19 protein-coding genes are annotated in these 19,118 nt (G+C 63.8%); 13 read left to right on the top strand and 6 right to left on the bottom strand.

The window, feature by feature from the left end; translation table 11 throughout:
- Window positions 1–267 precede the first annotated feature (267 nt).
- Window positions 268–855: a CGNR zinc finger domain-containing protein gene (locus JZ791_RS34415; RefSeq protein WP_216900466.1), complete on the bottom strand. Its 588-nt coding sequence runs from the start codon at window positions 853–855 to the stop codon at window positions 268–270.
- 194 nt (window positions 856–1,049) lie between these two features.
- On the opposite strand from JZ791_RS34415, the gene JZ791_RS34410 reads away from it, so the two are divergent.
- Entirely contained in the window at window positions 1,050–2,171 is a 1,122-nt protein-coding gene (locus JZ791_RS34410) for an epoxide hydrolase family protein (RefSeq protein ID WP_216900465.1), read from the top strand.
- A gap of 7 nt (window positions 2,172–2,178) precedes the next feature.
- On the opposite strand, the gene JZ791_RS34405 is transcribed toward JZ791_RS34410, so the two are convergent.
- Window positions 2,179–3,306, bottom strand: a complete 1,128-nt coding sequence (locus JZ791_RS34405; protein WP_216900463.1) for a PQQ-dependent sugar dehydrogenase — start codon at window positions 3,304–3,306, stop codon at window positions 2,179–2,181.
- A 214-nt stretch (window positions 3,307–3,520) separates the two neighbouring features.
- Between JZ791_RS34405 and JZ791_RS34400 the strand changes: the two genes are divergently transcribed.
- Window positions 3,521–4,273 carry a DoxX family protein gene (locus JZ791_RS34400; RefSeq protein ID WP_308163251.1) on the top strand — a complete coding sequence of 251 codons (753 nt, stop codon included), beginning with the start codon at window positions 3,521–3,523 and terminating at the stop codon, window positions 4,271–4,273.
- Between the two features lie 286 nt (window positions 4,274–4,559).
- Here the strand turns inward: JZ791_RS34400 and ilvD are convergent, their stop codons facing one another.
- Complete coding sequence (gene ilvD, locus JZ791_RS34395) at window positions 4,560–6,401, bottom strand: dihydroxy-acid dehydratase (protein ID WP_216900459.1); 1,842 nt, start codon at window positions 6,399–6,401, stop codon at window positions 4,560–4,562.
- A gap of 229 nt (window positions 6,402–6,630) precedes the next feature.
- On the bottom strand, window positions 6,631–7,110 hold the full coding sequence (locus JZ791_RS34390; RefSeq protein WP_216900457.1) for a PH domain-containing protein: 480 nt from the start codon (window positions 7,108–7,110) through the stop codon (window positions 6,631–6,633).
- A 356-nt stretch (window positions 7,111–7,466) separates the two neighbouring features.
- Between JZ791_RS34390 and JZ791_RS34385 the strand changes: the two genes are divergently transcribed.
- The 4 genes from JZ791_RS34385 (at window position 7,467) to JZ791_RS46910 (ending at window position 11,330) form a co-directional block, all read left to right on the top strand.
- Window positions 7,467–9,416: an acetolactate synthase large subunit gene (locus tag JZ791_RS34385; RefSeq protein ID WP_216900455.1), complete on the top strand. Its 1,950-nt coding sequence runs from the start codon at window positions 7,467–7,469 to the stop codon at window positions 9,414–9,416.
- Window positions 9,413–9,916: an acetolactate synthase small subunit gene (gene ilvN, locus JZ791_RS34380; RefSeq protein ID WP_215918640.1), complete on the top strand. Its 504-nt coding sequence runs from the start codon at window positions 9,413–9,415 to the stop codon at window positions 9,914–9,916. Before JZ791_RS34385 ends, ilvN begins: the two co-directional genes overlap by 4 nt.
- 174 nt (window positions 9,917–10,090) lie before the next feature.
- A complete protein-coding gene (ilvC, locus tag JZ791_RS34375) occupies window positions 10,091–11,104 on the top strand; it encodes a ketol-acid reductoisomerase (protein WP_216900453.1) in 1,014 nt (337 codons plus the stop codon).
- The gene (locus JZ791_RS46910; RefSeq protein WP_368858351.1) at window positions 11,079–11,330 is read left to right on the top strand and encodes a hypothetical protein; all 252 of its coding nucleotides are present in this window, start codon (window positions 11,079–11,081) and stop codon (window positions 11,328–11,330) included. The genes ilvC and JZ791_RS46910 overlap by 26 nt, the downstream gene beginning before the upstream one ends.
- Window positions 11,331–11,356: 26 nt before the next feature.
- Here the strand turns inward: JZ791_RS46910 and JZ791_RS34370 are convergent, their stop codons facing one another.
- A complete protein-coding gene (locus JZ791_RS34370) occupies window positions 11,357–12,034 on the bottom strand; it encodes a hypothetical protein (protein ID WP_216900451.1) in 678 nt (225 codons plus the stop codon).
- 123 nt (window positions 12,035–12,157) lie between these two features.
- On the opposite strand from JZ791_RS34370, the gene JZ791_RS34365 reads away from it, so the two are divergent.
- The 6 genes from JZ791_RS34365 to JZ791_RS34340 all read left to right on the top strand — a co-directional run bounded on the left by JZ791_RS34365 (window position 12,158) and on the right by JZ791_RS34340 (window position 18,292).
- Entirely contained in the window at window positions 12,158–12,904 is a 747-nt protein-coding gene (locus JZ791_RS34365; protein ID WP_216900449.1) for a TetR/AcrR family transcriptional regulator, read from the top strand.
- A gap of 66 nt (window positions 12,905–12,970) precedes the next feature.
- A complete protein-coding gene (locus JZ791_RS34360) occupies window positions 12,971–13,750 on the top strand; it encodes a thioesterase family protein (RefSeq protein ID WP_254206819.1) in 780 nt (259 codons plus the stop codon).
- A gap of 230 nt (window positions 13,751–13,980) precedes the next feature.
- Window positions 13,981–14,604, top strand: coding sequence for a DedA family protein (locus JZ791_RS34355; protein ID WP_216900445.1), 624 nt, complete (start codon window positions 13,981–13,983; stop codon window positions 14,602–14,604).
- A gap of 137 nt (window positions 14,605–14,741) precedes the next feature.
- Window positions 14,742–15,008: an NUDIX hydrolase gene (locus JZ791_RS34350; protein WP_216900443.1), complete on the top strand. Its 267-nt coding sequence runs from the start codon at window positions 14,742–14,744 to the stop codon at window positions 15,006–15,008.
- A gap of 183 nt (window positions 15,009–15,191) precedes the next feature.
- Window positions 15,192–17,111 carry an AAA family ATPase gene (locus tag JZ791_RS34345; protein ID WP_216900441.1) on the top strand — a complete coding sequence of 640 codons (1,920 nt, stop codon included), beginning with the start codon at window positions 15,192–15,194 and terminating at the stop codon, window positions 17,109–17,111.
- A complete protein-coding gene (locus JZ791_RS34340; protein WP_216900439.1) occupies window positions 17,111–18,292 on the top strand; it encodes an McrC family protein in 1,182 nt (393 codons plus the stop codon). The genes JZ791_RS34345 and JZ791_RS34340 overlap by 1 nt, the downstream gene beginning before the upstream one ends.
- A gap of 62 nt (window positions 18,293–18,354) precedes the next feature.
- On the opposite strand, the gene JZ791_RS34335 is transcribed toward JZ791_RS34340, so the two are convergent.
- On the bottom strand, window positions 18,355–18,660 hold the full coding sequence (locus JZ791_RS34335) for a hypothetical protein (RefSeq protein ID WP_216900437.1): 306 nt from the start codon (window positions 18,658–18,660) through the stop codon (window positions 18,355–18,357).
- Between the two features lie 221 nt (window positions 18,661–18,881).
- Between JZ791_RS34335 and JZ791_RS34330 the strand changes: the two genes are divergently transcribed.
- The coding region (locus JZ791_RS34330) for a hypothetical protein (RefSeq protein WP_216900435.1) at window positions 18,882–19,118 on the top strand (237 nt) is incomplete at its 3' end.

The raw sequence follows: 19,118 nt of genomic DNA, 5'->3' as shown, positions 1-19,118 counted from the left end.
GCAGCCGGGAGGCAGGTGGCCACCGCTGCCATCCGCACGCTCGGCCTCCGATCGCCGAGCTCGGACGGAACCCGGCGCCGACCCGGCAGGGTCGTATGTCAGCGCTCAACGCGGGCTGTGCCGACTCCGGTAGGCCGCGACGCTGGCCGGCGTGCGCAGGTTCGGGTGCGGTGTTGCTTCGAGCCGTTGTGCGAGAGGAGCACGAAAGTGGCCCGGACCGGCTTGGACGGAACCTCGGAGCCAACCTGCTTGATCATGTGCCGCCGCTCAACGCGGGCTGTGCCGACTCCGGTAGGCCGCGACGCTCGCCCGGTGCGCGCAGGTTCGGGTGCAGTACTGCTTCGAGCCGTTGCGCGAGAGGTCCACGAAGGTGGCCCGGCAGTTCGGCCCGGCACATACGCCGAGACGAGTCGGACCGAGTGTGGCGATCACGGAGGCCAGGGCGCTGAGTATGGTCGCGGCAAGGTGCGTCGAGCAGCGGTCGGTGGCGGAGGTGATCTCGGTCCACCAGCGGTCGTGATCGTGGCGCAGCGCCGGGGTGGCGCGACTGTGACGCAGGCCTTCATTGATCAGGGCCGCCGCTCCGATCGCGTCGGTGCTCGCTCGTTCGAGCACGGCACGAACCGTCTCGCGCAACGCGCGGACCTCCGCCAGGTCGGCACGGGTCGGACGCCGCCGCTGGCATCGGTCCGCGTCCGAACTCGCAGGCTCAGGCTCGGCCGGGAAATGGTCCTCGAGGAATTCCCGGAGCTGCTCCACGGTTTCGAGCGCGTCGTCTCCCTTGATCGGCTTCAAGGTGTTGGCAAGATCGACGGCTGTCTGGACCGCCGATGGGCTGTAACACGCGTGAAGCATTTGACGTGTCTCCTCACTGGCTCATAGTGTGACACTTCTAAGAGATTTCACGTGTCACGATATACCCGGGAAGAGAAGGCGATGCCGCGGCAGGTCCCATCTCCAGGGCCCTCCTCGGCGGATCGAATCACGCCCCGGATGGGCGCCGGCGAGGGCCGGCCCCGCACTGTTCTGCCGAGGAAGGGAGCTTCGCCATGACCGCCGAGCCGTTCGAAGTCAGCATCACCGCAGCCGAGATCGCGGATCTGCGTGAACGGTTGCGACGGACGCGGTGGCCCGAGCCCGAGCCGGTGGACGACTGGTCGCAGGGAATACCGCTGGCGTATACGCAGGAGCTTTGCCGCAGCTGGGCCGAGGACTACGACTTCGGGTTCGCCGAGCGGCTGAACGTTTTTCCGCAGTACCGCGACACGATCGACGGGCTGGGCATCCACTTCCTGCACGTCCGCTCACCGGAGCCGGATGCGTTCCCGCTGGTGCTCACGCACGGGTGGCCGGGTTCGGTGCTCGAGTTCCTGGAGGTCATCGGCCCGCTGACCGACCCGCGCGCGCACGGCGGCGACCCGGCCGATGCGTTCCATGTGGTCGCGCCGTCGTTGCCCGGGTACGGCTGGAGTGACAAGCCGTCGACGACCGGGTGGGGCATCGATCGCACCGCGCGCGCCTGGGACACGTTGATGGTTTCGCTCGGCTACGAGCGGTACGGCGCGCAAGGCGGCGACTGGGGTTCGGCGGTGTCCGGCGCGCTGGGCGAGGTGGCGCCCGAACGGGTCGTCGGCGTGCACCTGAACATGGGGTCCGTGGCGCTGGGCACGTTCGACGACCCGACGCCCGCGGAGCTGGCGAATCTCGAGGCAGCGACGGAGTTCCAGCGCACGGGCCGGGGATACTCGGGGCAGCAGGCGACCCGGCCGCAGACGCTCGGCTACGGTCTCACCGACTCTCCGGCGGGACAGGCCGCCTGGATCGCCGAGAAGTTCTGGGCCTGGACGGACAACAACGGCCATCCCGAGGACGCGCTGTCGCGGCAGCAGATCCTCGACGACATCTCGGTCTATTGGTTCACCGCGTCGGCCACGTCGTCGGCGCGCCTGTATTGGGAGAGCTTCGCCGCCTTCCGGGGCAAGGTCACCGCGCCGTCCGGGCTCTCGATCTACCCGCGCGAGATAACCCGTCCGTCGCGGCGGGAGGCCGAGCGGCGGTTCACCGACCTGCGCTGGTTCGAGGAAATGCCGCGGGGTGGCCACTTCGCCGCGTTGGAGCAGCCGAAGTCGCTGGTCGAGCAGGTGCGCGGGTTCTTCCGCCTCGTCCGCTGACTGTCCGTCAGTCCTTCGAGCCGCCCCCGCCACCCTTCGGCGGCGGAATCCGCACGACGCGGTCGTCCAGTGGCCCCGCGTGGTCGGGCTTGTTGACCGTATCCACCCACACGTTGCCGTCCGGGCCCAGCGCCGCGCCGAACAGCGCGCCGTACTTGTTCTGCGCCACCAGCGTCGGCGGTGCGGTGATCGCGTGGGTGTTCGGGTCGGCGTTGGCGAAGGCCAGGGCCTTGCCGCCGGTGAGGGAGACCGCGACTCCGTCGCCGGCGGCCGCGCATCCCGCTACACCCGGACGATCCGGCCAGGTCCAGCCGGTGCTCACCACGCCGTCCGGGCCGATTCGCTGCAGTCTGTCCTGGGTGGCGGTGCGGTCGGTGAACCAGATCTGGTCCTTCTGATCCGGGCACACCCCGCCGGCGATGCCGATGCCCGAGTCGATGATCTTCGGGGTGGCGCTGCCGGGTGTGGGGTTGTCGATCGTGAACAGCTTGCCCGCCAAGGAATTCGGATCGTTCGCCGCGGCCGGATTGCCCGCGTTGCCGGTCAGCACCACCATCTGGGTCGGCGAGGTGAAGCTGATGGCGCCGTGATTTCCGGTGGCGCCCTTCGGAATTCCGGTGAGGATCGGCTTCGGCACGCCGCCCGCGCCGATGCGCACGATCCGATTGTCGCTGGGTGTGGTGATATACGCGTAGAGCAGGCCGTCCTGATCGTAGGTCGGCGACAAGGCGACATCGTCCAAGCCGCCGTCGCCCGAGGCGTCGACATCCAGCTTGGCCACCTCGACCGGCGCGGGCGGCACCTCGCTGGGCTGCACGGCCTGCACCTTCAGGATCCGCCCGGTGATGCGCTCGGTGACCAGCGCCTGCTGCGCGTCGGGCAGGGCGGTCAACCCGGCAGTGGCATCCAGACAGGACACCACGACGTTCGGATCGGGGTCGACGCACGGTCCTGCGGCGCGTTTCGAACCCGAGGGCGGCGGGGGCGTGGTGGTCGGCCCGGACCCCTCCGGGATGATCGTCGGTGCGGGAGTGAACGGTTGGGACGCGGAATCGTCGAAGCTGGCACACCCGGCCAACATTCCGGCGGTGAGGGCCACGCACGCTGCGACACGACCGGCGACAACCAAACTCATAGCTCAGACGTTACGCAAAACATCGTCGCGCGCGCTCGTAGGGGTGACCGGACGTGCTCCGCGTGGCGCGGACACGCCGTGTGGAGACAGCGCGCGTCTCCACGCGCCGACATAGTCTGCTCGGGTGAGCGAGAATCCGAAGGCATCAGCCCCGCCGAGATTGCCAGCGCAACCCGGCAGTCCCTACGACGGGCCCACCGGCGAATTTCCTCGTGTGAAAGGCCCGATCGGCAAGGATATCCCGCGCACGGACGACGAACTCGGGCTCGACCCGGATGATGTGCCCTCGGCCTCGACGGCGAAGCTGAACGCGACACACCCCGCTGCCGAAGAACACGACGCCCCCGCCGCGGAGCCGGCGTCCACCTATTCCTTCGCCAGCATCCCGCCCGCGCCGCCCTCGCCCGCCGACAGCACCGCGCGCCTGCGCCGCGGTCGCCCCGATGCGCGCCGCGGCACCCAGGATCTGGGCCTGCTCGCCCTGCGCCTGGTGGTCGGCCTGACGTTCCTGTATCACGGCCTGCAGAAGCTGGCCGGCTGGTTCAACGGTCCCGGCCTGAGCGGCACCCGCGACATGCTGGTGCACGGCGGTTGGAAACATGTCGAGCTATCCGCGTCCATGCTCTCCGTCGCCGAGGTCGGTGGCGGCATCCTGATCGTCCTGGGCCTGGCCACGCCGCTGGCCGCCGGGGCGGTGCTCGCCTCGATCACCGACGCCTGGCTGTGGAAACAGGGGATGGCGCCGGGTTTGCAGTACAAGACCGTCGAGCTGGAGTCGATCCTGGCGGGCCTGGCGGCCACGCTGATCCTCACCGGCCCGGGCCGCCTGTCGTTCGATCGCAACCGTGGCTGGGCCACCCGACCGCGGTTCGGCTCGGTCGCCGTGCTGATCCTGGCCCTCGTCGCGGCGGCCGTGAGCTGGTACTTTCTGCATGGTGGAAACCCGTTCCACGGTATTCACAAGTAGTTTTTCCATCCAGATGAGTGAAAGCCGTATGTCCGGTTACTCCCTAGCTGTGGGTTATCGCAGCGAAGGAGGACACAATGACTCGCCAACCCGCGGTTATGCCGATCTCCTGTCAAGAGGGGTTCTGCGGTGCGCCGGTCGATCCGGTCTGGCCGCTACCGTTCTGGATGTTCGGCAGTGCGTAACCAACGAGGACTGAACAGACGAAAGCCGGGAACTCTCGAGGAGTTCCCGGCTTTCTGTTTGCCATGCTCAGGGGGACGGTAAGCCGGCGGGGTGGGTGAACTCAGGGCACCCGGCGCACCGCGCCCTTGTCGGCCGAGGTCGCCAGCGCCGCGTACGCGCGCAGCGCGGTGGTGACGGGCCGCTCGCGGCCGACCGGCTGCCAGGGACGTTCGCGCGCGTCCATCTTCGCGCGACGCTCGGCGAGCACCTCATCGGAAACCAGCAGTTCGAGCGCGCGGGTGGCCACGTCGATGCGGATACGGTCACCGTTCTCGATCAGGCCGATCGCGCCGCCACTGGCCGCCTCGGGGGAGATGTGACCGATGGACAGACCCGAGGTGCCGCCGGAGAAGCGGCCGTCGGTGATCAGCGCGCACACCTTGCCCAGGCCCCTGCCCTTCAGGAACGAGGTGGGGTGCAGCATCTCCTGCATACCCGGCCCGCCGGACGGACCCTCGTAGCGGATGACGAGGACGTCACCGGGCTGGATCTTCTTGCCGAGAATGGCCGAGACGGCCTCCTCCTGGGATTCCAGCACCACGGCCGGACCCTCGAAGGTGAACAGATCCTCGTCGATGCCCGCGGTCTTCAGCACCGCGCCGTCCAGCGCGATATTGCCGCGCAGCACACACAGCCCGCCCTCGACGGTGTAGGCGTGCGCGAGATCGCGGATGCACCCGTTCTCGGCGTCGGTGTCGAGCGATGACCAGCGGTTCTCGGTCGAGAACGGCTGCGTGGTCCGCACCCCGCCGGGCGCGGCGTGGAACAGCTCCAGAGCCTGGTCGGAGGCCTTGCCGGAACGGATGTCCCAGGTGTCCAGCCACTCATCGATGGTGCGGGTGTGCACGGTGGTGACGTCGGTCTCCAGCAGCCCGGCGCGACGCAGCTCGCCGAGGATGGCGGGGATGCCACCGGCTCGGTGCACGTCCTCCATGTGGTAATCGGAGTTGGGCGCGACCTTCGACAGGCACGGCACGCGGCGCGAGATCTCGTCGATGGTGTCCAGATCGAAGTCGATCTCACCCTCCTGCGCGGCGGCCAGGGTGTGCAGCACCGTGTTGGTCGAGCCGCCCATCGCGACGTCGAGGGCCATCGCGTTGCGGAATGCCTTGATGTTGGCGACGTTTCGCGGCAGGACCGAGGCGTCGTCGCCGCGGTACCAGCGATTCGCGATATCGACGACCGTGGTTCCGGCCCGCTCGAACAGCGCGCGGCGCGCCGCGTGGGTGGCCAGCGTGGAGCCGTTGCCCGGCAGGGCCAAGCCCAGCGCCTCGGTCAGGCAGTTCATCGAGTTGGCGGTGAACATGCCCGAACAGGAGCCGCACGTCGGGCAGGCGCTGCGCTCGACCTCGGTGAGGCCCTCGTCGTCGACGGCGGGGGAGGCGCTGGCCGAGATCGCGGTGATCAGGTCGGTCGGCGCCTGCGCGACACCGTCGACGACCACGGCCTTACCGGCCTCCATCGGCCCGCCGGAGACGAACACGACCGGGATGTTCAGCCGCATCGCGGCGTTCAGCATGCCGGGGGTGATCTTGTCGCAGTTGGAGATGCACACCAGCGCGTCGGCGGTGTGCGCGTTGACCATGTATTCCACCGAGTCGGCGATGATCTCGCGGCTGGGCAGCGAGTAGAGCATGCCGCCGTGGCCCATGGCGATGCCGTCGTCTACGGCGATGGTGTGGAATTCGCGCGGCACGCCGCCCGCGGCCCGTACCGCGTCCGCCACGATCTCCCCGACGTCCTTGAGGTGGACGTGGCCTGGCACGAACTGCGTGTACGAGTTCGCGATGGCGACGATCGGCTTGCCGAAGTCGGAGTCGACGAGGCCGGCGGCGCGCCAGAGCGCGCGAGCGCCCGCGGCGTTGCGACCGACCGTGGTGGTGCGTGAGCGAAGCGGTGGCATGAGTCTTTTAGGTCCTAGAGTCTCGTCGCGAGGGCTGGTCGGCGACTTGTACGAGTTGCCTGGACGGCCCTATTTACGGTACTCCCGGGCGAGGAGGGGATGGTGCGCCGGTAGGCGCCTCTATAGCAATAGCAGCACACACGCGGCACTCGATATTCCTGGACGGCGAGTCAGTGAGCCGACGCGCGGGGTGAGCCGAGAATGCCCCGATGAGCTGGGTGCGAGGCGCTCAGTCCCGGCCGGACGCGGCGTCGGCCGTTGTGGTGTTGGTCTCTGTGCTCTTCGTCTCCGCGGACTCGGCTTCCGCGGTCTCGTCTTCCGGGGCAGCCGCGGCGTCCGTCTCCTCGGGCACCACGAACGGATCCGGAATACGACCGTTCGACGCCTCGACCAGCTCCCGCAACCGGTTGTAGCCGACCGCGGGCAACGACACCTCGGTACCGTCCGACAGATGCGCGCGCACATACCCGCGCTTGGGAATGCTCACCCCCTGCACCTGTGACCAGTCGATATGCCGCGACCCGAAGAATGACCGCACATCCAGCCCGCGCTCGGACACGACGGTCCGGGTGCGTTCGAGCCACATCGCCACCGCCGCCGGAATCACGAACAGCACCCAGAGCACCTCGGGCCAGCCGAAGAACGGGAACGCCGCGCAGAAGATCAGCAGCAAGACCCCGAGATAGCCGAGGCGCGGGATTCTGATCACCCGACCCCTATCGGCTCCCGCCTCGGCGGTGTGGGACGATTGAGCAGGTGGCACGGACTGATGCGACGAGGACACACACCCATCCTCGCATTATGGCGAACGGACCCGAGTAACCGCCCTGTCTCACATAATGGGACTCCGATGTCAATGAATTTGACTCATCGCGTCACGCGCACATACCGTCGTTCGCGTGAATCGAATCGAGCTTCTCGTAATCGGCCGGCGCGTCCAGCGCTGAGACTGATTCCGTCAGCTCGTAGCTGCGACGCGCCACCCTCGATCAGCCTTGGCTGACGGGGGCTTTTTTGTGTTCAGGCCAGTTCCCTAGAGAACGACAAGCAGTAAGGATCAACACGGTGAGCGCACCTACCGCACGGCCCGGGCCCTCGGCCCGCCGGCCCGCGCCCTCGGCCAACCAGCCGGCACCTATAGACAAATCGGGAGCCGCCTCCTCGGTTCGCCGCCAGATCCCGCCCGAGCGGGTCACCGGCGCGCAGTCCGTCGTCCGCTCCCTCGAGGAGCTCGGCGTCGACACGGTCTTCGGTATTCCGGGCGGTGCGGTACTCCCGGTCTACGATCCGCTGTTCGACTCCACCAAGGTCCGGCACGTCCTGGTCCGGCACGAGCAGGGCGCCGGTCACGCGGCCACCGGCTATGCGCAGGCAACCGGCAAGGTCGGTGTGTGCATGGCCACATCGGGCCCGGGTGCGACCAACCTGGTCACCCCGATCGCCGACGCGCAGATGGATTCGGTGCCGCTGGTCGCCATCACCGGCCAGGTCGCGCGCCGGCTGATCGGCACCGATGGGTTCCAGGAGGCCGACATCTCCGGGATCACCATGCCGATCACCAAGCACAACTTCCTGGTCAACGATCCGATCGACATTCCGCGCACGATCGCCGAGGCCTTCCACCTGGCCTTCACCGGACGTCCGGGCGCGGTGCTGGTCGACATCCCCAAGGACGTGCTGGAGGCGCAGACCATCTTCATGTGGCCGCCGGAGATGCGCCTGCCCGGCTATCGTCCGGTGACCAAGCCGCACGGCAAGCAGGTGCGCGAGGCCGCCCGGATGATCCTGGACGCCAAGTCGCCCGTGCTGTACGTCGGCGGCGGCGTCATCAAGGCCGAGGCTTCGCCCGAACTGCTGGAACTGGCCGAGCTGACCGGCATCCCCGTGGTGACCACCCTGATGGCGCGCGGCGCGTTCCCGGACAGTCATCGGCTCAACATGGGCATGCCCGGTATGCACGGCACCGTGGGGGCCGTTGCGGCGCTGCAGAAGTCGGACCTTCTGGTCACACTGGGCGCGCGTTTCGACGACCGCGTCACCGGCCGCCTCGACTCGTTCGCCCCCAACGCCAAGGTGATTCACGCCGATATCGACCCGGCCGAGATCGGCAAGAACCGGCACGCGGATGTGCCGATCGTGGGCGATTGCCGCGAGGTGATCACCGAGCTGATCGAGACGTTGAAGGCCGATCCGGCGGCGGCAGCGTCTTCGGGTAGCTCCGCTCCGCATACTCCACTGCTGGATCTTACGATGTGGTGGACCTACCTGGACGGTATCCGCGAGTCCTACCCGCTGGGCTGGAACCCGCCCGTGGACGGTTCGCTGTCGCCGGAATTCGTCATCGAGAAGCTGGGCCAGCTGGCCGGTCCCGACGCCATCTACTGTGCGGGCGTCGGCCAGCACCAGATGTGGGCCGCGCAGTTCATCAAGTACGAAAAGCCGCGCACCTGGCTCAATTCCGGTGGTCTGGGCACCATGGGCTACGCCGTCCCGGCCGCGATGGGCGCCAAGATGGGCGCGCCCGACAAAGAGGTGTGGGCGGTCGACGGCGACGGCTGCTTCCAGATGACCAACCAGGAGCTGGCCACCTGCGCGGTGGAGGGCGTGCCGATCAAGGTCGCGCTGATCAACAACGGCAACCTGGGCATGGTCCGGCAGTGGCAGACCCTGTTCTATCAGCAGCGCTACTCCAACACCGATCTGGGCACGCACACCCTGCGCATCCCCGACTTCGTCAAGCTCGCGGAGGCGTTGGGCTGCCACGGAATTCGCGTCGAGCGCGAGGAGGACGTGGAGGCCGCGATCCGCGAGGCGCAGTCGATCAACGACCGTCCCGTGGTGATCGACTTCATCGTCGGCAAGGACGCCCAGGTGTGGCCGATGGTCGCCGCCGGCACCTCGAACGACGAGATCATGGCCGCGCGCGGCATCCGCCCGCTGTTCGACGACGACGAGGCGGTGGCGGAGCCCGCAGTGATTCACGAGGCCATGGCCCACGAGAGGAACCAGCAATGAGCACGACCCATACCCTCAGCGTGCTCGTCGAGGACAAGCCCGGTGTGCTGGCCCGCGTGGCCAGCCTGTTCTCCCGGCGCGGGTTCAATATCGAATCGCTCGCGGTCGGCGGCACGGAGATCCCGGAGATCTCGCGCATGACGATCGTGGTGACGGTTGAGGATCTGCCGCTCGAGCAGGTCACCAAGCAGCTCAACAAGCTGGTCAACGTCATCAAGATCGTCGAGCAGGACGCCGACAACTCGGTGGCCCGCGAGCTGATCCTGGTGAAGGTGCGCGCCGACGCCAGCGTGCGCACCCAGGTCATCGAATCGGTGAACCTGTTCCGCGCCAAGGTCATCGACGTCTCACCCGATGCGTTGACCGTCGAGGCGACCGGTACCCGGTCCAAGCTCGACGCGCTGCTGCGGATGCTGGAGCCGTACGGAATTCGCGAGATCGTGCAGTCGGGTGTGGTGGCGGTCGGGCGCGGTCCGAAGTCGATCACAGCTACGCGTTAGTAGTGTTTGCCCTCTTCATGGACGTGACGAGCGGCCTACTAAGGTAGTGCCGGTCGACAGGTTGGCGTAGCGCTGGGGCCGATCGAGATTTTTGAATTTGAACGCGCGTCTGCGATGCGCACCGCATGATTCCCCGCTTCGTCGGGGACGAGCCCAGAAGGGACATTATTTACTGTGGCTATCGAATTGTTCTATGACGACGATGCCGACCTGTCTATCATTCAGGGCCGCAAGGTCGCCGTCATCGGCTACGGCTCGCAGGGCCACGCGCACTCGCTGAGCCTGCGCGACTCGGGCGTCGAGGTCCGCATCGGCCTCAAGGAAGGCTCGAAGTCCCGCGTCAAGGCCGAGGAAGCGGGCCTCACCGTAGGCACCCCCGCCGAGGTCTCCGAGTGGGCCGACCTGATCGTGCTCCTGGCCCCCGACACCGCCCAGGCGTCGATCTTCACCAACGACGTCGAGCCCCACCTGAAGGACGGCGACGCCCTCTTCTTCGGCCACGGCCTGAACATCCACTTCGGCCTGATCAAGGCCCCCGCCAACATCACCGTCGGCATGGTGGCTCCCAAGGGCCCCGGCCACCTGGTCCGCCGCCAGTTCGTAGACGGCAAGGGCGTGCCGTGCCTGATCGCCGTCGACCAGGACCCGACCGGCAACGGCCAGGCCCTGGCCCTGTCCTACGCCAAGGGCATCGGCGGCGCCCGCGCCGGCGTCATCAAGACCACCTTCAAGGAGGAGACCGAGACCGATCTCTTCGGTGAGCAGGCGGTTCTCTGCGGCGGCACCGAGGAACTGATCAAGACCGGTTTCGAGGTCATGGTCGAGGCCGGGTACGCGCCGGAGATGGCGTACTTCGAGGTGCTGCACGAACTGAAGCTGATCGTGGACCTGATCTACGAGGGTGGCATCGCGCGGATGAACTACTCGGTGTCCGACACTGCTGAGTTCGGTGGGTACATCTCGGGTCCGCGGGTTATCGACGCCGACACCAAGCAGCGGATGCGGGAGATTCTGAAGGATATCCAGGATGGGTCCTTCGTGAAGCGTCTTGTTGCCAACGTCGAAGGTGGGAACAAGGAGCTCGAGGCGCTGCGTAAGGCCAACGCCGAGCACCCGATCGAGGTTACGGGGGCGAAGCTGCGTGGGTTGATGAGCTGGGTGGATCGTCCGATCACCGAGACCGCGTAAGAGTTTCGCGTCGCGACCCGCCAGGTGGATATGCCTGGCGGGTCGTTTTGTTTTCTCGTCCGGCCGACGCCGGGCGATAGGCTGGCGAGGTGCCGGAAGAAACCCCAGGCCAGCGGGTGCGTCTTGCGTTGGAATACGTCGGCTGTGCCCCGAAGCCACTGATGCAGAGGTGGATCAGGCCGTTCAGGACTGGCTTCTTTCCCGTCCCTGGGTCGCCGCTCGGTGATGGGGTCGGTCGTCCGTCCCGTCGGTTCACATGAATTGGTTCGCGGTAGTGGACTCGGCGCTATTAGATGGTGCGGGTTGCTGGTGCCGCAGCAGGGTCACTCCGATGGCGAGCAGCCACAGCAGCATGAGACCGCCGGTGGTGGCGGTGGTGCCCCAGCCGTTGGCCGCGTAGAAGTGGGCCGGGGTGTTGCCGAAGAACATCGATGGCACGAACGCCCAATTGATCAGGGCCAGAATATAAGCCGACCATTGCGTCCAAGGCGGTAGCAGCCGTGTGAACCGCACGGCAGTAGCGAGGGCCACCAGGAACAGGCCCATCAACAGTTTCGAGATCGTGCCGTACAGGATGTAGGTGCCGCTCACGGTGATCGTGGGGTCGATGTCGACCGGGGATTGAATGACGGCACCGACTTCGAGTCCCATGGAGACGAAGGCGATCGTCAGCCACATCAGGCCTGCGGCGGTGATCAGGGAGCCGATCCATTGATGTTCGGGGGAGGTGCGGCTCACCAGGTGCCCGATACCTGTCATGAAGACTACGAGCAGGGTTGCTCCGAGTACGCCGAACAGGCCGCGGGTCAGTACGTTCGATTCCGGCGGAGGGCCGGAGTAGACGAAGTACAGCGGTAGTTCGACGAGGTTGAGCAACGCACCCAGCAGCGCGGCCCCTCCGGTGATGCGTCGTACGACGATGGGGTTCATATGATCTGGCTCCTCGATCGGCCGCGTCCCGGTGGGCGCATCGCCGATATCAATAGTATATGACTTATACTATAAGACATATACTAAAGGTGTCCGCAAGCCTTGTGGGAAGATGGCCGGATCATGGCTGAGCGAAAGGTGCCCCACGATCTCGCCCGTCTGTGGCGACTGCCGATCGGCACTCGCCTCGGGCGGCCGGCGGAACTGACCGTGGACAAGGTGGTGGACACCGCAATCGAATTGGCTGACCGGTCAGGCCTTTCCGGTGCGACGCTCCCGAAAATCGCAGTCGTGCTGGAGGTCACGCCGATGTCGCTGTATCGCTACATCGGCTCCAAGGACGAGCTCACCGCTTTGATGGCGGATGCCGCATTCGGTCCACCACCGGAACCGGCTGCGACGCGGGAACAATGGCGTCCTGCGCTGCGCCAGTGGGTTCGAGATCAGTTCGCCGTCTTCGAACGCCATCCGTGGTTGGTGCAACTACCAACCAGCGGTCCGCCGCGCGGCCCGAACGCGGTCGGATGGATGGACGCCGGACTGCGCGCGCTGCGGGCGACCGATGCGGACTGGGGCACAAAGATCGGTGTGATCACCGTACTCAGCGGATATGCCCGCCAAGGTTTTCTGCTGGGCGCTCAACTCGCGGCCGGTCGGCAAGCCGCCGATCTCGACGAACCGGCCGCCTTGCGAATCTACAGCCGCGAGCTGACCGAACTCATCGACCCGCAACGGTTCCCCGACATCGCCGAACTGTTGGGCAGCGGCCTGTTCGAGTCGGTACCGCCGCCGGACACCGCCGATGAGGATTTCACGTTCGGCTTGGAGTTGGTGCTGGATGGGGTCGCCGGGGTACTCGATCGCGGTTGAGCACGGGCCGGATCAACCGCGCTCGAAGCATCCGACTAGCGTCCGGAGACTGTGGATGCCTTCTACTTGCCCGACTCTTCGGACCCGGCTCTGTTCCATCCGACAGAGTTCACCCGAGGCCCGTGGTCGCCGGACGCTCAGCACGGCGGGGCTCCGTCGGCGCTGCTGGGTCACGTGATCGAGCGGTGCGAGCCGCGGCCGGACTTCCGGATCGGTCGAATGACGGTGGAGTTGCTCCGGCCGGTGCCGATGACGCCGATGCGGGCCGAGGCGCGGGTCGCCCGACCCGGCCGCAGCGTCGAGTTGATCGAGGCCACGTTGAACTCCGATCGGGGACCGGTTCTGAAGGCGACCGCCTGGCGGCTGCGGCGTACCGAACTGGATGTGCCGGCCGAGGCGCTGCCGACAGGCACGCAGCCCCGACCGGACACCCTGACGCCGGGCCCGGAGCACGACTTCTTCCCGACCGGTCAATCGGTCGGGTTCCACACCGGTGTCGAATACCGTTTCGTCTCAGGCGGTTTCCGCACACTCGGCCCGGCCATCTGCTGGTTCCGCCTGCGCTTCCCGATCGTGGCGGGTACATCGCCCAGCCCGCTCGAGCGCACACTCGCGTCCGCGGATTTCGGCAATGGCATCAGTTGTGTCTTGCCCTGGGATCAGTACCTTTTCATCAATACCGATCTCACCGTGACCCTGCACCGCGAGCCGGTCGGGGAATGGGTGTGCCTGGACGCGGTCACCTACCCGGACCGCAGCGGCATCGGAATGGCTGAGTCTCGGCTGTTCGACCAGCAGGGTCCGATCGGGCGCAGTAGTCAGACGCTACTGCTCGATAAGCGCTGAGCCAGACCGGGCATCCCAGCTGGGCGGAGGTTGTCGCTTGCCGGGACACCTCAGCGGTTGCGGCGCCGATGCCGCTGATAGATCTGTAGCGGTGACCACGGGGTCGTGGAACTTCCCGGTCCGGCAGTTTCACTTCACCCAGGAGGACAGGCCGCGCGCCTCAACATGGACGAGTCGATCTACAGGGTGTCGCCGGAAGACGCGGGTTCCGCGGTGGTTAACGTCGTTGTATGGACTCGCTGGTGCAGCGAATACTGAGCCTCTCGCCGGTATGGACCTACCTGGCCGTGGCGCTGTTGGTGTGCGCCGAGGAGGCAGTGGTCTTCGGCCTACTGGTGCCCGGCGACACCGCAGCGATCCTGGCCGGCGTCGCCGCCAACCGCGGCCGCCTGAACCTGCCCACGACCCTGGCTCTCGTAGTCGTGGCCGCAATCGCCGGCGCCAGTGTCGGATTCGGGCTGGGCAGGTACTACGGCGAACGGATCTTACGATGGTCGGTCTTCAAACGATACCGCGAGCGACTGGTCCGATCCGACGAATTCTTCGACCGCCATGGCGCCCTGGCCCTGATCTTCGGCCGCTTCAGCACCTTCTTCCGAACAATGCTGCCCCAATTGGTCGGCATGTCGTCGATGCGTTATCGGAGGTTTCTCCCGGCGAGCACCGTGGGCGCGATCATCTGGGGTTCTGCGATGGTGATGGCCGGGTATGCGATCGGGCAGTCGTTCACGGTGATCATCGAGCGGATCGATTCGTGGGTGGCAGTGGTAGCCGTCGTGGTTGTGGTGGTTGGGGTGGTGTTTTGGAAGTGGCGACGGCATCGTCGTGAAGTGGTCGATCACGACCAGGAGTGACGACAGCCCCGGCACTGGGCCGATGTGCGTTGGGGGTTCAACCCTACCCGGTGGTTCTAGTGTCGTCGCAACAGCGGGGCGGTGAGGGCCTGAAAAGGTGATCCGGACACTGGGGTCAGCGACGGAGCCTCGGACAGATGATTGTGATCGCCAAGGCCACGTGGATCCACCTGGGACCAGGGCAGGATTTGAGCACCCGGTCCAATGGCGAGGCCGTTTACTACCTCCCGGGTGGCAAGCGAGAGCCAGGAGAAACTGACATGAAAACGCTGGCCTGCGAGATCCGTGAGGAACTGACGGACCGCATCGACCCAGCAGCTGTCCACCACCTTGGTGCCCCGCGGTCCAAGCCGATGGCGACGATGATCGTCGTCGTTGTTGTTGTACTCGCTGTTGGGCATTGAGAAGTGGCGGTGACATCATCGGGTGAGTTCAGCGATCCGGAGTGATGGTCCGATTGTGCAAGCCAACCAGTCGTTTCGCCTGGAAGGCGGCCTTGAATCGGGGTCACTACCTAACGACCCAGCTTGCAACATCCCATGGTGTTGTCTCCATACCTAACTGAGACTCTCAGTTAGGATCCTTTGGTGTCGGAGGATGAGGGTGCTGTACCTGTTGACGAGCTGACAACTACCGATCTTCGGGTCGGGGGGCTCTATGGTGGGGTGACGGCTGGGCGGAGCATCGATCCAGTTAGTCGACTTCTGGGAGTAGGGATACAGGGCGGCATCCGGGGAAAAGGATCTCCGACAAGAGACAAGACGCAACTTGTAGCCCTCTACTCGACCGGCGGCGAGGCAGAATGGCCCGACAGCCTGGATGTCCGTACCGGAGTGCTGACGTACTACGGGGACAATAAGACACCAGGTAGAGCGTTACTCGATACCAACAACAAGGGCAACCTCATACTTCGGAATGCATTCGCTGCCGCAGCCGGTGTCACTGAGGATAGGGTCCGTGTTCCGCCCTTCTTCTACTTCGAACGCGTATCTGAACGTGGTCCAATTGTCCGATTTTGCGGGCTGGTGGTTCCAGGGATGCCTGGGGCGCCGATTGCGAATGGCCTTCGTGAAATATCCCATGGCGGTGTCGGTGGCGGTAGTGCAAACTACGAGGCTAAATTCACGCTACTCGACGAGTCTGTGATATCTCGACAATGGCTTGATGCATTGGCCGCAGGCGATTCGCCGCTGTCGGTCGGATGCCCGCAGTCCTGGCGCGAATGGGTGGAGTATGGAAAGTATCGTCCAGCGATAGGCGAATCCCCTGCGCCGCGGGAACTAGAGAATGGTTCGAATCTTGCCGACCAGTCTGAATTAGACGATGATAACTTGACCGAGGAGGGGCAATCCGTGGCGCGTATTCTGAAAATAGTTCGCAGTACCCAAAATATTCAGCCGCATAAGCTTGAGAATGGAGTGACTTGCCAGTATAAAGTAATCGATACCGATGATGGGGAGGTGCTGGTTCATCTATCGACATTTGGGTCCGACGGGCGTGAGTCTCCGCCGAAGAGCAGTCAGTCCATGCAATTCGACCGAGAGCGATCGGCCGAAATTGTCCAGATCCTGCGGAGAGCATTTCGGCGGACCGCGGAAGGCGCGAGCAAGGTCGAGCCGGTATTCCCTGACGCCACCGACGGTCTTGCGGAAAAGCTGTTTGTACCGAAAGATTGGCTCCAGGATTGTATCGAACTCCTCCGAGACCGGCCGCAGTTGATATTCTACGGTCCGCCGGGGACCGGAAAGACATACCTGGCCAGGAAGATAGCCGAGCATATTTCTGGCCCGGATAACGTTACTATAGTACAATTTCATCCGTCATACTCCTATGAAGATTTCTTTGAAGGGTTCAGGCCAAGTAAATCGGGGGGAGGGCAGCTGCTATACGACGTTCATGATGGACCTCTGAAAGTGATTGCAGACGAGGCCAGATTGAATCCTGAAAAGATCTACACTCTAATCATCGATGAAATCAACCGCGGTAATGTGGCAAAGATCTTTGGAGAGCTGTACTTCCTGCTGGAGTACCGCGATAAGGATTTGAATCTCATGTACTCTGATGAATTCGATCCGGCATTTACGCTTCCCGATAATATCGTAATTATCGGAACTATGAATACGGCTGACCGGTCTATCGCGCTTCTCGACTCTGCAATGCGTCGGCGCTTTGCGTTCGTCTCTTTGCATCCGTCGGAGGAGCCGACCAAGGGGGTTCTGCGTCAGTGGCTCGCCAGCAACGGGTACGACACAGAAGCTGCCGATTTAATGGATACGCTGAACTCCGAAATTGAAGATGAGGATTTCAAGATTGGCCCCTCGTACTTTATGAGGCCAGCCGCTTTGTCTGCTCAAGGAATTGAACGTACCTGGCGCACTTCTATCCTTCCGCTGCTGGAAGAATATCATTATGGTGATCGGGGCATCGAGGCCCGAGAGAAGTATTCTCTATCGGAGATACGCCGCCTTTCGCGTAACAGCCGAAACGCCTCGGAAGACGCGGAATAATGAAACGTATAGACCTTGTCGAGTGGGGCGGCTCGAAAACGCTCGAGCTGACCGAGGAAGAGTACGATACTTTAGTCAAATTGAAGGTTTCCTCCGTCACGCGCAAGTCGCGAGGTGAATATTCTGTTAAGCCGCAACGGCACGTAGGGTCCGTTAGGTTCGGTGACGTACAGCTCAATGTTCGTCCAAAGATTACCGAGATTAATCGATTACTATTTTTCATGGGTTACTGTGATAACCCTGCTATTTGGCGAGATGAGTTCGTCTATCTAAAAGAGGCAGACGGATTATTTCCGGCAGTTGCAGAGTCTTTTATCAGGCTAGCCTCAAGGGCGATCGAGCAAGGGTTGCTGCAAGGATATACCGTCAGGGCGGACCGCCTTCCGGTGATGCGAGGCAAACTGCAGCTGAGCGAGCAGATAACGCGAAACTTTGGGCTACCGCTACCTCTTGCTGTTGAATATGACGACTTCACCACCGATGTTGTCGAGAATAAGGTTATTCTTCTTGCTACCCTGCGGCTTCTCAGTTTGCAGGAGATAGGATCAGGTGCCAGGCAGCGTCTGAGTAAAATTCGAGTATTACTCGATGACATAACATTACCGCGTAGAAGGTCGGGCACTCCAAGATGGACGGCTAACCGGCTCAATGTTCGCTACCATGACGTTCTGCGACTTTCTGAGGTGATTTTAGACAATAGTTCATTTGATCAGAAAAATGACACACTGGCTGTATCTGGATTTATGTTCGATATGGCGAAGATATATGAAAACTTCGTCACGGGTGCGCTCGGCATGGCGATGCGGCAGTTCAATGTAAACCCAAGGTTTCAGTACATTCGATATCTTGATAAGGCTTCGAAACTAAAGATCCGACCAGATTTGGTTTGGTGTGACAAGAGCGACAATGCGGTTGCCGTTGTGGACGCAAAATACAAGGCAGAGCGCCCGCGGGGGTTTCCGGAGGCTGATCTGTATCAGATGCTTGCATACTGCTCCGCTTTGAATCTGAAAGAAGGGCATCTCGTATACGCAAAAGGTAACGAGCTGCCGCGAACGCATGAAATAAACAACTGCGGAATAACTGTCTACTGTCATGCTTTGGACCTGGGTTTACAGCCCGATGAGCTACTAAAGAAGATCGATATCCTTGCGCATCTAATACTGCACAAGAATCCATGATCTTTCGGCGTGGGAGCAGGGCAGCCGGGGCGTGACGCTGCGTGTGGTGTAGTGCTCTCAGGCTAGATTGGTCTCAGTGCGTCATGCTCGAAATCCGGGACCCCGTCCAGCCATCTCGCACTATCGGGTTTCTGAATGTATTTTCCACCAGGCGGGCACGTGTATGCAGATTTCAGTACAGAACGCGCTGCAGGAGACGCATAGTCCAGGGTCTTATTTCGCGACTCCTTCCAGGTCTTCCATTCCCAGCCCACCCCGGCATCGATTACGTGCTCGACCGCAGGGTGTTCAACGCCATCTACGAACACGGTGATCTGTACCGGTCCATCGGGGTCGCGAACGACGATCAGTTCGATTTCTATGTTCATAGGTACTCACCTTCGCGATCAGGAGAAGGCTCGGACGTTTCTGCTGAATCCGATGTACGGAAAGCTCCGTTAGCCAGTGGTGCGGTTGTCAGTGTAGTGCGCTCGACGATCGCTTGCTGTTCGGTGTCCAGCGGGCAGTTCGGTTGCCGACAGTCTGCCTGTCGGCTTAGGTTTGACATTTAAAGTGTTGCGTCGCTGGATCTTTCGGTATACTCGAAGCTATGTTCGATGCTATCGCTGATTTGCTGAGCGTGCCGGATCCGGGGGATCTTGGTAGTGCTGAGGCGTGTGCGGTGGTGTTGGAGGGGGCTCGGCGGGTGGAGAATGTGGCGGCTTATCGGAAGGTTATGGCCGCTGGGGGGTTGTGGGAGCACCGGATGTGTGATGCGCATGAGGCGGGGGAGGACGCGGTTCGGGCGGGGCATGATTGTGTGGGGGAGATCGGGGTTCGGTTGGGG

This window comes from Nocardia alni (assembly GCF_019038435.1).
GTDB classification, from domain to species: domain Bacteria; phylum Actinomycetota; class Actinomycetes; order Mycobacteriales; family Mycobacteriaceae; genus Nocardia; species Nocardia alni.
Note: the sequence above shows the minus strand (reverse complement) of the source record. Positions and strands in the feature narration are given on the sequence as shown.

What these genes read in the sequence shown, in the direction of transcription:
- JZ791_RS34415 (WP_216900466.1), bottom strand. Translation starts at nt 855, where the DNA reads ATGCTTCACGCGTGTTACAGCCCATCGGCGGTCCAGACAGCCGTCGAT.
- JZ791_RS34410 (WP_216900465.1), top strand. Translation starts at nt 1,050, where the DNA reads ATGACCGCCGAGCCGTTCGAAGTCAGCATCACCGCAGCCGAGATCGCG.
- JZ791_RS34405 (WP_216900463.1), bottom strand. Translation starts at nt 3,306, where the DNA reads ATGAGTTTGGTTGTCGCCGGTCGTGTCGCAGCGTGCGTGGCCCTCACC.
- ilvD (WP_216900459.1), bottom strand. Translation starts at nt 6,401, where the DNA reads ATGCCACCGCTTCGCTCACGCACCACCACGGTCGGTCGCAACGCCGCG.
- ilvN (WP_215918640.1), top strand. Translation starts at nt 9,413, where the DNA reads ATGAGCACGACCCATACCCTCAGCGTGCTCGTCGAGGACAAGCCCGGT.
- JZ791_RS34370 (WP_216900451.1), bottom strand. Translation starts at nt 12,034, where the DNA reads ATGAACCCCATCGTCGTACGACGCATCACCGGAGGGGCCGCGCTGCTG.
- JZ791_RS34365 (WP_216900449.1), top strand. Translation starts at nt 12,158, where the DNA reads ATGGCTGAGCGAAAGGTGCCCCACGATCTCGCCCGTCTGTGGCGACTG.
- JZ791_RS34355 (WP_216900445.1), top strand. Translation starts at nt 13,981, where the DNA reads ATGGACTCGCTGGTGCAGCGAATACTGAGCCTCTCGCCGGTATGGACC.
- JZ791_RS34350 (WP_216900443.1), top strand. Translation starts at nt 14,742, where the DNA reads ATGATTGTGATCGCCAAGGCCACGTGGATCCACCTGGGACCAGGGCAG.
- JZ791_RS34340 (WP_216900439.1), top strand. Translation starts at nt 17,111, where the DNA reads ATGAAACGTATAGACCTTGTCGAGTGGGGCGGCTCGAAAACGCTCGAG.
- JZ791_RS34335 (WP_216900437.1), bottom strand. Translation starts at nt 18,660, where the DNA reads ATGAACATAGAAATCGAACTGATCGTCGTTCGCGACCCCGATGGACCG.